General features: G+C 63.4%; 7 protein-coding genes. All 7 read left to right on the top strand.

What is annotated here, in order from left to right; translation table 11 throughout:
• Window positions 1-7: 7 nt before the first annotated feature.
• The 7 genes from ygfK (at window position 8) to G5134_RS14040 (ending at window position 12,844) form a co-directional block, all read left to right on the top strand.
• Complete coding sequence (gene ygfK, locus G5134_RS14070) at window positions 8-3,118, top strand: putative selenate reductase subunit YgfK (protein ID WP_042006830.1); 3,111 nt, start codon at window positions 8-10, stop codon at window positions 3,116-3,118.
• Between the two features lie 30 nt (window positions 3,119-3,148).
• The gene (ssnA, locus tag G5134_RS14065; protein WP_421232063.1) at window positions 3,149-4,477 is read left to right on the top strand and encodes a putative aminohydrolase SsnA; all 1,329 of its coding nucleotides are present in this window, start codon (window positions 3,149-3,151) and stop codon (window positions 4,475-4,477) included.
• Window positions 4,478-4,557: 80 nt separating this feature from the next.
• Window positions 4,558-5,334, top strand: coding sequence for a molybdopterin-dependent oxidoreductase FAD-binding subunit (ygfM, locus tag G5134_RS14060; RefSeq protein WP_049049490.1), 777 nt, complete (start codon window positions 4,558-4,560; stop codon window positions 5,332-5,334).
• Window positions 5,331-8,228 (top strand): molybdopterin-dependent oxidoreductase Mo/Fe-S-binding subunit, encoded by a 2,898-nt coding sequence (locus G5134_RS14055; RefSeq protein ID WP_421232062.1) that lies wholly within the window; start codon window positions 5,331-5,333, stop codon window positions 8,226-8,228. The genes ygfM and G5134_RS14055 overlap by 4 nt, the downstream gene beginning before the upstream one ends.
• 95 nt (window positions 8,229-8,323) lie before the next feature.
• Window positions 8,324-9,841: a nucleobase:cation symporter-2 family protein gene (locus G5134_RS14050; protein WP_421173282.1), complete on the top strand. Its 1,518-nt coding sequence runs from the start codon at window positions 8,324-8,326 to the stop codon at window positions 9,839-9,841.
• A 24-nt stretch (window positions 9,842-9,865) separates the two neighbouring features.
• Window positions 9,866-11,182, top strand: coding sequence for a guanine deaminase (gene guaD, locus G5134_RS14045; protein WP_065017098.1), 1,317 nt, complete (start codon window positions 9,866-9,868; stop codon window positions 11,180-11,182).
• A gap of 285 nt (window positions 11,183-11,467) precedes the next feature.
• Window positions 11,468-12,844 carry an NCS2 family permease gene (locus G5134_RS14040; protein WP_011706033.1) on the top strand — a complete coding sequence of 459 codons (1,377 nt, stop codon included), beginning with the start codon at window positions 11,468-11,470 and terminating at the stop codon, window positions 12,842-12,844.
• The last annotated feature ends 147 nt before the right edge of the window (window positions 12,845-12,991 follow it).

Genomic DNA, 12,991 nt, shown 5'->3' with positions numbered 1-12,991 from the left:
GATCAACATGGGCGATATTATGCGACCCGTTCCCTTCAAGAACCTTCTGGTCCGTATCTTCTCGGAATATAAAGCGAGTCAATCCATCTTCGGCATTCCCGCCGCGCAATTCTATCGCAAGCAGGACGAGCGCAAGATCAAGGTGTTCGGTGAAACCTGCGAGACCCCCATCGGCCCTGCAGCCGGCCCCCATACCCAGCTGGCCCAGAACATCGTCACCTCCTGGTTGACCGGCGGGCGCTTTATCGAGCTCAAGACGGTGCAGATCCTGGACCGTCTCGAACTGGAAAAACCCTGCATCGATGCCGAAGACGAGTGCTTCAACACCGAGTGGTCCACCGAGTTCACTCTGCCCAAGGCGTTTGACGAGTATCTGAAGGCCTGGTTTGCCCTCTACCTGCTGGAGGAGGTGTTTGACCCCCGTCTCGACGGGGAGGCCAAGTCCTTCATCTTCAACATGAGCGTGGGTTACAACCTAGACGGCATCAAACAGCCGCCGATGCAGCAGTTCATCCACAGCCTGATGGATGCAAGCCAAAGTCCGAAATTTGCCGAGTACCAGCAGGTGGTACGCGAGCTGGTGGCCGACGAGCAGTTTATCGCCGAGCTGGGACTGGGGGCGCGCCGCGATCGCCTGCAACAGCTGGTGGATCGTATCCCGGCCGAGCTGGTGCACGGCGTCACCCTCTCTACCATGCACGGCTGCCCGCCGAACGAAATCGAGGCCATCTGCCGCTACATGCTGGAAGAGAAGGGGCTCAACACCTTCGTCAAATTGAACCCGACCCTGCTGGGCTACCCGCGGGTGCGCGAGATCCTCGATACCTGTGGCTTTGATTACATCGGTCTGAGTGAAGCGTCGTTCGATCACGACCTCAAGCTGGATCAGGCCAAGGCGATGTTGACCCGTCTGATGGCACTGGGGGCCGAGAAGGGGCTCACCTTCGGGGTCAAGCTCACCAATACCCTCGGCACCATCAATCGCAAGGGGGCGCTGCCGGGTGATGAGATGTACATGTCCGGCCGGGCGCTGTTCCCGCTCTCCATCAACGTGGCGGCCGTGTTGTCCCGCGCCTTCGATGGCAAGCTGCCCATCTCCTACTCGGGCGGTGCCAGCAAGTTCAACATCGCGGAGATCTTCGAGACTGGCATTCGTCCCATCACCATGGCCACCGATCTGCTCAAACCGGGTGGCTACCTGCGCCAGATCGAGTGCCTCAAGGAGATCGACGCCTCCGACAGCTGGGGCATGAGTCAGGTGGATGTGGCCAAGCTGGAAGCGCTTGCCGCCAAGGCGCTCACCATGGATTACACCCAGAAGGAGTGGAAGTCCGAGGATCGCATCGAAGTGGGCGGCGGCCTGCCGCTGACCGACTGCTACGTGGCGCCCTGCGTCACCGCCTGCGCCGTGCATCAGGATATCCCCGAGTACATTCGCCTGATGGGCGAGGGAGAGTATGTGGCAGCCCTTGAGCTGATTTATCAGCGCAACGCCCTGCCTGCCATCACCGGCCATATCTGCGATCACCAGTGCCAGTACAACTGCACCCGTCTCGACTACGACAGCGCGCTCAATATCCGTGAGCTCAAGAAAGTGGCGCTGGAGCGTGGCTGGGAAGGGTACAAGGCGCGCTGGCACAAGCCGGCAGGCAGCGGTGACAAGCACCCGGTGGCGGTCATTGGCGCCGGCCCGGCCGGTCTCTCCGCCGGTTACTTCCTGGCTCGCGCCGGTCATCCGGTCACCGTGTTCGAGCGCGAGGCGGATGCCGGTGGCGTGGTCAAGCACATCATCCCCGAGTTCCGCATTCCGGCCGAGCTTATCCAGCACGACATCGACTTTGTCGCCGCCCACGGGGTCAAGTTCGAGTTTGGCTGCGATCCGGCGCTCACCGTCGACAAGTTGCACGCCCAGGGCTTTAGCTATGTCTTCGTCGGCATCGGCGCCGACAAGAACGGTGGCATGCGCCTCGAGGGGGGGCACGAGCGGATTTACAAGTCTTTTAACTTCCTGCGCAGCTTCAATCAGGGCAAGCCGCTGCCGCTGGGCCGCCATGTGGCGGTGATCGGTGCCGGCAACACCGCCATGGACTGTGCCCGGGCCGCCCTCAAAGTGCCCGGTGTCAGCGATGTGACCGTGATCTACCGCCGCAGCGAGAAAGAGATGCCCGCCTATCGCGAGGAGGTTCTGGAAGCGGTGGAGGATGGGGTGCGTTTTTGCTTCCTCACCAATCCGGAGCGTTTTGACAAAGATGGCAAGCTTGTCGTGCGGATGATGGCACTGGGGGAACCTGACGAGCAGGGCCGCCGCCGTCCGGTACCCACCGAGCAGACCGAAGTGATGCAGATGGATGCCCTGATCACCGCCATCGGCGAGCAGCCTGACTGTGAGGTGCTCAAAGCGATGGGCATTCCTCTTGGCAGCGATGGCTGGCCCGAGGTGGACAGCCAGACCGGCGAAACCAGCCGTCGCAACGTCTTCCTCATCGGTGACGTGCAGAGCGGCCCGTCCTCCATCGTGGCTGCCATCGGCGGAGCCCGCCGCGCCGCGGATCTGGTGCTCTCTCGCGAGCATATCGCCAGCCAGCAGAGTGAAGTGACCACCCAGCCGTCGGGCAAGGATGAGATCTACCGCCGCAAGGGGAGCATCGCCGTCACCATGGTTGACAAGAGCGAACGCGATGCCTTCGTGGCGCAAGAGGCGCACCGTTGCCTCGAGTGCAACTACCTCTGCAGCAAGTGCGTGGATGTCTGCCCCAACCGGGCCAACGTCGCCATCGCGGTGCCTGGCTTCAAGGATCAGTTCCAGACATTGCACCTGGATGCCTACTGCAACGAGTGCGGCAACTGCGCCCAGTTCTGCCCCTGGCAGGGCAAGCCCTATCAGGACAAGGTCACCATCTTCAGCCTGCCCGAGGACTTCGACAACAGCCGCAACCCCGGTTTCTATCTGGCGGATGGTGGTGAGCTGCGGGTGCGTCAGGGCGGCGAGACCTATCGCCTGACCATAGATGCCCAGAGCCAGATTTTGGATGCGCCAGCAGCCCTTGGCGACATGTGCCGCATCATCAGCCATGTCCATGCTCATCACCACTACCTGCTGGGGGCCGTCGCGGCCTGAGCGAACCACGAATAAGCGAAGGAGCCAACCATGTTTATTCTGAAGAACGTCACCGCCGTCCAGCTGGAACCGACCCTGGTGCTGGAAGGGGTGGATATCGCCATCGAAGGATCGCTGATCAAAGCGGTGGGGCCTAATCTGCGGGCCCTCTACCCGCAGGCCACCTATCGGGAGATGGGCGGCAAGCTGGTGATGCCGGGCATCGTTTGTGCCCACAACCACTTCTACTCCGGCCTGTCGCGGGGGATCATGGCCAATATCGCCCCCTGTCCGGACTTTATCTCCACCCTGAAAAACCTCTGGTGGCGGCTCGATCGGGCGCTCGACGAGGAGTCCCTCTACTACAGCGGTCTCATCTGCTCGCTGGAAGCGATCAAGAGCGGCTGCAGCGCGGTGATCGACCACCACGCCTCGCCCAACTTCATCAAGGGCTCCCTCAATGTGCTGCGCAAAGGGTTTGTGGAGGCGGGGCTGCGCGGCATGACCTGCTTCGAGACCACGGATCGCAACGGCGGCCTCGCCGAGCTGCAGGCCGGAGTGGAGGAGAACATATTGTTCGCCCAACAGATCGATGCGGCCAAAGACAAGGGGAGCGAGCCCTATCTGGTGGAGGCCCATATCGGTGCCCACGCCCCCTTCACCGTGCCCGACGAGGGGCTGGCCATGCTGCGCGAAGCGGTGCAGGTCACCGGTCGCGGTCTGCATATCCATGTGGCGGAAGACAGATACGACATGGCCCACGGCCACCACCACCATGGCAAGGAGCCCATCGCCCGGCTGGACGAGTTTGGCCTTGTCGACAGCAAGACCCTGATCGCTCACGGCATCTACCTGCGCCCGGCCGACATCGAGCTGCTCAACAGCCGCGATGCCTTCCTGGTGCACAACGCCCGCTCCAACATGAACAACCACGTGGGCTACAACCTGCACCTGCCTGAGTATCGCAATCTGGCGCTCGGCACCGATGGCATCGGCTCCGACATGCTCGAAGAGCTCAAGTTTGCCTACTTCAAGCACAAGGATGCTGGCGGCGCGCTCTGGCCAGACAGCTTTGCCCGCTTCCTCTGGAACGGCAACCGCCTGCTGGAGCGCAACTTCGGCGCCAAATTTGGCCGGCTGGAGCCGGGTTACAAGGCCGACCTCACCATTTGCGACTACGCCGCACCAACCCCGCTGGCACCGCGCAACCTCGGCGGCCATCTCGCCTTCGGCATGGGCTCATCCTCGGTCAACAGCGTGATGGTGGAGGGACGCATGGTCTATCAGGATCGCGAGTTCGCCTTTGACGTCGAGCCCCTTTATGAGCAGGCCAGCAAGGTGGCGAGCCGCCTGTGGCAACGAATGGACGCGCTGGCCTGAGGCCACTCTCCGCACGTTTGGACTGGATTGCCCGCCCTGTGGATTTTCCCGGCGGCGGGCAGCAAGAGTAAGGACGACACATGATTGAGCAATTCTTCCGACCCGAGCAACTGGGTCAGGCTTTGGAACTCAAGGCCAGCTTTGGCAACGACGCCGTCTACATGGGGGGCGGCAGCAAGCTCAACGCCGCGCCGACCCGCACCGACAAGAAGGTCGCCATCTCGCTGGACAAGCTCGGGCTTGGCCAGATTGAGCAGCAGCACGGTCAGCTCCACATCGGCGCCACCGTCACCCTGCAAGCCCTCAAAGACGACCCCCGTACCCCGGCCGCCCTGTGCGAGGCGCTGGGGTTTGTCTACTCCCGCCATCTGCGCAATCAGGCCACCCTCGGCGGCGAAATTGCCTGCCAGCAGCAGGACTCCCCGCTACTGCCGGTACTGCTGGTGCTCGAAGCCGTGGTGGTGCTGGAGAACAACCAGCTGCAACCCATCGATGCCTACCTGGCCGGCCAGCGCAAGGAGCTGGTGTTGGGGGTGGTGCTGCCGGAGCCCGAGCTGCGCTGCGCCACTCGTCGCATCAGCCGCAACGCCGACGGTCTGGCGGTGATGACTGCTGCGGTGGCCCTCGACGCCCTTGGCGAGATGCGGGTCGCCCTGGCGGGTGTCACGCCGCAACCGATGCGCCTGCGGGATGTGGAGCGTCATGAGCTGCGAGATGCGGCGCTGGAGGCGGCGGTGAGCGCGCTGATTGCACCGCGCGCGGATCTCGGTGGCAGCGTGGCCTACAAGCGCTATATCAGCGGCGTGGTGGTGGCGGATCTGTTGGTGGAGTGCCAGCAGCAGGAGGTACAGGCATGATGGAACTCAACTTTACCCTGAACGGTGCCCTGCGCACCGTCATCGCCCCGGCGGGCGAGAATGCCCAGCGGGTGCTGTTCAACCAGTGCCGGATGCACTCGGTGCGCAACAGCGACGACGGCTTCGGCTTTGCCGGCTCCGACGCCATCCTGTTCAACGGCAAGGTGATCAACGCCTCCCTGCTGATTGCCGCCCAACTGGAGGGCGCGCAGGTGCGCACCGCCGAGTCGCTGGGCAGCTGGAACCAGCTCAGTCTGGTGCAGCAGGCCATGGTGGACGTGGGCGTGGTGCAGTCCGGCTACAACGATCCGGCCGCGGCGCTCATCGTCACCGACCTGCTTGATCGCCACCCCGAGCCCACCCGTGATCAAATCGACGACGCGCTCTCGGGCCTGTTTCATCGGGACGGCGGTTACCAGCAGTTCTATCAGGCTATCGAGCTCGCCAGCTCGCGCCTCAAGGATCCCGATTACCTGTGCCAGATTGCCCCCGAGTTTCGTGACGACCTGCGCCACGTCGGCAAGAGCTGTCCGAAAGTGGACGCCGCCAAGATGGTGCAGGCCAAACCCTGCTACGTGGAGGACAGGGTCAGCGAGGATGCGCTGGTCATCAAGATGCTGCGAAGCCCCCATCCCCATGCGGTGATCACTCGGCTCGATGTGAGCCGCGCCGAAGCCATGGCGGGGGTGGTACATGTCATCACCCACCTCAACTGCCCGGATGTCTACTATACCCCGGGTGGCCAGAGTGCCCCCGAGCCGTCACCGCTGGATCGCCGCATGTTTGGCCGCAAGCTGCGCCACGTCGGTGATCGTGTTGCTGCCGTGGTGGCCGAGAGCGAAGCCATCGCATTGGCGGCGCTGAAACTCATCGAGGTCGAGTATCAGGTGCTGCCGGCGGTTATAAACATAGACCAGGCGATGGCTCCCAACGCACCGCTGGTGCATGACGAGCCCATCGTCTACATGGCCGGGGCGCCGGCGGATCTCGAGCAGCAGAACGCCTGCTCGGTGCGCCGCGGCGACGAGCACATGATCATCAACTTCCCTATCGGTTCTCGCCCGCACGAGAACCTGGCCGCCAGCGTCCATGGCCAGATTGGCGATGTGGCCAAGGGCTTTGCCGAGGCGGACGAGATTGTCGAGCGCACCTACGAATCGACCCAGGCCCAGCAGTGCCCGACCGAGCCGCACATCTGCTTCACCTACATGGATGGGGAGCGGCTGGTGATCCACGCCTCCACCCAGGTGCCCTGGCACGTGCGCCGTCAGGTGGCGCGCATCGTCGGCATGAAGCAGCACCAGGTGCATGTGATCAAGGAGCGGGTAGGGGGCGGCTTTGGTTCCAAGCAGGATATCCTGCTGGAAGAGGTGTGCGCCTGGGCCACGAAAGTGACTGGCCGTCCCGTTACCTTCCGCTACACCCGTGAAGAGGAGTTCATCAGCAACACCTCCCGCCATGTGGCCAAGGTGAAGGTGAAAGTGGGGGCCAAAAAAGATGGCACCATCACCGCCATCGAGATGGATTTTCGTGCCAACACCGGCCCTTACGGCAACCACTCATTGACGGTGCCGAGCAACGGCCCGGCGCTCTCCCTGCCGCTCTATCCGTGCGAGAACGTGCGCTTTACCGTCAACACCTACTACAGCAACATCTGCCCGACCGGCGCCTATCAGGGCTACGGCGCGCCCAAGGGCAACTTCGCGCTGACCATGGCGATTGCCGAACTGGCCGAGCGACTCGGCATCGATCAGCTCGACATGGTGGAGCACAACCGGGTGCATGAAGGGGACATCCTCAAGGTGCTGGGGGCCATCGGCGAGGGCAAGATGCCTACTTCGGTGCCCCACGCGGCCAGCTGTGCCCTTGAGCCCATCCTCAAGCAGGGCCGCGAGCTGATCGGCTGGGACAGCCCCAAACCCGCTGACGGGGATTGGCGCATCGGCCGTGGCGTCGCCATCATCATGCAAAAATCGGGGATCCCGGACATCGATCAGGCCAACTGCATGGTCAAGCTGGAATCGGACGGCACCTTTATCGTCCACTCCGGTGGCGCCGATATCGGCACCGGCCTCGATACCGTGGTGGCCAAGCTGACTGCCGAGGTGCTGCACTGCCCGCTCGGGGATGTGCACGTCATCTCCGGTGACACCGACCACGCCTTGTTCGACAAGGGGGCTTACGCCTCGTCAGGCACCTGCTTCTCCGGCAACGCGGCCAAGAAGGCGGCCGAGAACCTCAAGGAGAAGATCCTGTTCCATGGCGCCGCCATGCTGGGCGAGCCGGTAGCCGATGTTGAGCTGGCGTTTCCGGGCCTGGTGCGCGGCAAGCTGGGGGAGGTGAGCCTCGCCAAGCTGGCCCACAAGGCCGAGACAGGTACCGGCTTCGGCATTCTGGTGGGCACCGCCAGCTATATCACCTCGGAGCTGGCCTTCCCGTACGGCGCCAACTTCGCCGAGGTGGCGGTCAATGTCAGAACCGGCCAGATCCGGCTCGACAAGTTCTACGCCCTGCTCGATTGCGGCACCCCCATCAATCCGGAGCTGGCCCTCGGCCAGATCTACGGGGCGACCATGCGGGCCATCGGTCACTCATTGACCGAGGAGATCTGCTACGACGGCAAGGGCATTCCGCTGACCCGGGATCTGAAGAGCTATGGCGCGCCCAAGATTGGCGACATTCCGCGCGATTTTCGGGCCTTCCTGGTACCGAGTGACGACAAGGTCGGCCCCTACGGCGCCAAGTCCATCTCGGAGATCGGGGTCAACGGCGCCGCACCTGCCATCGCTACCGCCATCCACGACGCCTGCGGTGTCTGGCTGCGCAAGTGGCACTTCACGCCGGAGCAGATCCTGCGCGAACTGGGCAAGCTGGAGCAACAAGCGTCGGCATAACAAAAGAAAAGGTGAGGGGCGGGTGCAGGCTCGCCCCCAGCACCTGACAGCGGAATGAGTACTCCGCCCATATTCTGTGTGATGGGACAATCAAGATGTCTAAAACAACACGCAAGCACTCGGACCTGATTTACGCGCTCGAAGACAAACCTCCCTTTTACCAAACCCTGATGGGGGCCGTGACCCACCTGCTGGCCATCTTCGTGCCCATGGTGACCCCGGCCCTGATCGTCGGCGGCGCCTTGGGCCTCTCTACCGAGATCACCGCCTATCTGGTCTCCATGGCGATGATCGCCTCCGGTATCGGCACCTGGCTGCAGGTGAACCGTTATGGCCCCATCGGTTCGGGGCTGCTCTCCATCCAGTCGGTCAATTTCTCCTTCGTCACCGTGATGATCGCGCTCGGCGGCGCCATGAAAAAAGATGGCATCCACGAGGAGCTGATCGTCTCGACCCTGCTCGGGGTCTCCTTCGTCGGGGCCTTCCTGGTGATGGGCTCCTCCTTCGTGCTGCCCTATCTCAAGCGGGTGATCACCCCCACCGTGAGCGGGGTAGTGGTGCTGATGATTGGCCTGAGCCTCATCAAGGTGGGTATCATCGACTTTGGCGGCGGTTTCTCCGCCATGAGCAGCGGCACCTTCGGCAAATACGAGAACATCGGCCTGGGGCTGCTGGTGCTCTGCGTCATCGTCGCCTTCAACTGCAGCAAGAGCCCCTTGCTTCGCATGAGCGGCATCGCCATCGGCCTGCTGGTGGGCTATGCGGTGGCCCTGATGCTCGGCATGGTGGATTTCTCCGCCCTTGAGAACCTGCCGCTCATCACTGTGCCTATCCCGTTCAAGTACGGTTTTTCCTTCGATCTGCACGCCTTCGTGCTGGCCGGCACCATCTATCTGTTGAGCGTGCTGGAGGCGGTGGGGGACATCACCGCCACCGCCATGGTCTCCCACCGGCAGATCCAGGGCCCCGAGTTTCAAAAACGGCTCTCCGGCGGCGTGCTGGCGGACGGCCTGGTGTCGGTGATCGCCTCGGCGCTCGGCTCCCTGCCGCTCACCACCTTCGCCCAGAACAACGGCGTCATCCAGATGACCGGGGTGGCCTCGCGCCACGTGGGCAAGTTTATTGCCGTCATTCTGGTGCTGCTCGGCCTCTTCCCGGTGGTGGGGCGCTTCTTCACCACCATACCGTCGCCGGTGATGGGGGGGGCCATGGTCATCATGTTCTCCATGATCGCCATCGCCGGCGGGCGCATCATCATCAGTCACGGCTTCGATCGGCGCGAGACCCTGATCGTCGCCACCTCGCTCGGGCTGGGGCTCGGGGTCTCCTACGACCCGAACGTGTTCAAGGTGCTGCCGGCGGGGATCTACATGCTGGTGGAGAACCCCATCTGCGCCGGCGGCATCACCGCCATCATCATGAACCTGGTGCTGCCGCAAAGCCGCAGACGCAAGGCGGCCGCCAATGCTGCCGAGGCGGTGGAGCTGATCCAGCTGAGCGACAAACCCGACACCCGTTTTGCCACCCGGCCCGCTCCGTCGGCCACTGCCCGCCAACAGGGGCTGGAGACGGACGAGGCCCAGGTGCGCGCCCCGCAAGTGGATCGCGGCTAACGAACAACAAGAGGGAATTGAGAGATGAAAAACGACAACTCCGTCAAGGCGGTGCGCGGCAGCTTCTTCGACATCACCCGGGTGGTGAGCCAGCCCGAGGAGATAGAGCCCAATGCCCGCCTCATCGAAGATGGCCTGCTGATCATTCGCAACGGCTGCATCGACTGGTTCGGCCAATGGGAGGAGGGCCGTGATCGCATTCCGGCCCAGGTACGGGTGCGGGATTATCGCGGCAAGATGATAGTGCCGGGCTTCGTCGACACCCACATCCACTACCCGCAAAGCGAGATGGTGGGGGCCTATGGGGAGCAGCTGCTGGAGTGGCTCAACCGCCACACCTTCCCGGCCGAGCGGCGCTACAACGATCTCGAGTATGCCCGCGAGATGTCCACCTTCTTCATCAAGCAGCTGCTGCGAAACGGCACCACCACGGCGCTGGTGTTCGGCACCGTCCACCCCGAGTCGGTGGATGCCCTGTTCGAGGCGGCCAGCCGCATCAACATGCGGATGATCGCCGGCAAGGTGATGATGGATCGCAACGCCCCCGACTATCTGCTCGATACCGCCGAGAGCAGCTATGAGCAGAGCAAGGCGCTCATCGAGCGCTGGCACGGCAACGGCCGCTTGCTCTACGCCATCACGCCGCGCTTTGCTCCCACCTCGACCCCGGCGCAGCTGGCGATGGCGAGGCGGCTGCGCGAAGAGTACCCGACCACCTACCTGCACACCCACCTGTGCGAGAACAAGGACGAGATAGCCTGGGTGAAATCCCTCTTCCCGGCGCATCAGGGCTATCTCGACGTCTATCACCAGCACGGCCTCACCGGCCACAACTGCGTGTTTGCCCACTGCGTTCATCTGGAAGATCAGGAGTGGGATTGCCTGAAGGAGACCGGCTCCACCATCGCGTTTTGTCCCACCTCCAATCTGTATCTCGGCAGTGGGCTCTTCAAGCTGCACAAGGCGTGGCACAAGCAGGTGAAGGTGGGGATGGGCACTGACATCGGCGCCGGCACCACCTTCAACATGCTGCAGACCCTCAACGAGGCCTACAAGGTGATGCAGTTGCAGGGCGAGCGCCTCTCGGCCTATCAGGCCTTCTACCTGGCCACCCTGGGCGGCGCCCATGCGCTGGGGCTGGACGAGCAGATCGGCAGCTTCGCGGTGGGCAAGGAGGCGGATTTCGTGGTGCTCGACCCGGTCGCCACCCCGCTGCAGCAGCTGCGCTACGACAACTCCACCACCCTGCGCGACAAGCTGTTCGTGCTGCTGACCCTGGGGGATGACAGATCCATTTACCGCACCTACGTGGATGGTCAGCTGGTGCACGAGCGGGGCTGATCCGGTTTTCAAAGCAGAGGGGCGAGCATGCTCGCCCTGGGAACACGGCAGCAGGGGCCAGCGTGGTGCCTGCGCCGCACGACAGGCGAGGCGCTTGCCCCGCCACAGCAGGTGAAATGGCCCGGTTTTTTTAGATGGCAAGTCAAACGTTTGCCTTGTCTGCCAACCCCATGATGCCGGCGACCGTGGCAGCAGAGATCCACGGCACCGACCGCCATTTCGTCACGACACATTCAGGGATGCAGGAAGGAGTCGGCCATGAGCCAGACAAACAGGATAAATGAGATGGACGGGGCAGTTGCGGACAAGGGGGCGGCGGCGGGACGACAGCCCGCCGGCGGCGCACTCGATCGCTACTTCATGATCAGCGAGCGGGGCAGCAATGTGCGCCAGGAGGTGCTGGCGGGGCTCACCACCTTTCTCGCCATGGTCTATTCGGTGATCGTGGTGCCCAGCATGCTCGGCAAGGCGGGCTTTCCCCCCGGCGCCGTGTTCGTGGCCACCTGTCTGGTGGCGGGCTTTGGTTCGCTCTTGATGGGACTCTGGGCCAAGCTGCCGATGGCCATCGGCTGCGCCATCTCGCTCACCGCCTTTACCGCCTTCAGCCTGGTGCTGGGGCAGCAGATCTCCATCCCGGTGGCGCTCGGTGCCGTCTTTCTGATGGGGGTGCTGTTTACCGCCATCTCGGTGACCGGGGTGCGCAGCTGGATCCTCGACAACCTGCCGATGGGGATCGCCCACGGCACCGGCATCGGCATCGGGCTCTTCCTGCTGCTGATCGCCGCCAACGGGGTAGGGCTGGTGATCAAGAACCCGCTGGAGGGGCTGCCGGTGGCGCTGGGGGCCTTTACCTCCATGCCGGTCATCATGTCTCTCATCGGGCTGGCGGTCATCGTCGGGCTGGAGAAGCTTAAAGTTCCGGGCGGGATCCTCTTGGTGATCATCGCCATCTCCATTTTCGGCCTCATCTTCGATCCGGCGGTCAAGTACCAGGGGCTGTTCGCCATGCCGAGCCTCGCCGACGAGCAGGGCAAGTCCCTCATCTTCAGCCTGGATATCATGGGGGCGCTCTCGCCGCTGGTGCTGCCAAGCGTGCTGGCGCTGGTGATGACGGCGGTGTTTGATGCCACCGGCACCATTCGCGCCGTGGCGGGGCAGGCCAACCTGCTGGACAAGGACGGCCACATCATCAACAGCGGCAAGGCGCTCAGCGCCGACTCCATCAGCAGCATCTTCTCCGGTCTGGTGGGGGCAGCGCCGGCCGCCGTCTACATCGAATCGGCGGCGGGCACGGCGGCAGGCGGCAAGACCGGCCTCACCGCCACCGTGGTGGGGGTCTTGTTCCTGTTGATGCTGTTCCTCTCGCCGCTCTCCTATCTGGTGCCGGCCTATGCCACCGCACCGGCGCTGATGTACGTGGGACTCTTGATGCTGAGCAACGTCGCCCGGCTCGACTTCGATGACTTTGTCGGGGCCATGTCCGGCCTGCTGTGCGCCGTCTTCATCGTGCTCACCTGCAACATCGTCACCGGCATCATGCTGGGCTTCAGCGCCCTGGTGATCGGCCGCATCTGCTCGAAGGAGTGGCGCAAGCTCAACGTCGGCACCGTCATCATCGCCCTGGCGCTGGTGCTCTTCTACGCTGGCGGCTGGGCCATCTAGTCCGGATCATTTCCTTCTCTTGGCGGGGCCAGCCTCTCTTGGCCGGCCCCGCCCTTCAAACCGCACTCATACCATTTTGATAACGGGGGCTACCAGATTGATAACGCCGCCCGGCCACTGGCGCCGCCGAGTCCTCCATGGGCTGCT

This window comes from Aeromonas sp. 600276 (assembly GCF_049175815.1).
Lineage (GTDB): Bacteria > Pseudomonadota > Gammaproteobacteria > Enterobacterales > Aeromonadaceae > Aeromonas > Aeromonas dhakensis.
The sequence above is the reverse complement of the archived record's forward strand: the minus strand, read 5'-3'. Positions and strand labels throughout refer to the sequence as shown.

Excerpts from the sequence above, each read along its gene's own strand:
- ygfK (WP_042006830.1), top strand. The coding sequence starts at position 8 with ATGGGCGATATTATGCGACCCGTTCCCTTCAAGAACCTTCTGGTCCGT.
- ssnA (WP_421232063.1), top strand. The coding sequence starts at position 3,149 with ATGTTTATTCTGAAGAACGTCACCGCCGTCCAGCTGGAACCGACCCTG.
- ygfM (WP_049049490.1), top strand. The coding sequence starts at position 4,558 with ATGATTGAGCAATTCTTCCGACCCGAGCAACTGGGTCAGGCTTTGGAA.
- G5134_RS14055 (WP_421232062.1), top strand. The coding sequence starts at position 5,331 with ATGATGGAACTCAACTTTACCCTGAACGGTGCCCTGCGCACCGTCATC.
- G5134_RS14050 (WP_421173282.1), top strand. The coding sequence starts at position 8,324 with ATGTCTAAAACAACACGCAAGCACTCGGACCTGATTTACGCGCTCGAA.
- guaD (WP_065017098.1), top strand. The coding sequence starts at position 9,866 with ATGAAAAACGACAACTCCGTCAAGGCGGTGCGCGGCAGCTTCTTCGAC.
- G5134_RS14040 (WP_011706033.1), top strand. The coding sequence starts at position 11,468 with ATGGACGGGGCAGTTGCGGACAAGGGGGCGGCGGCGGGACGACAGCCC.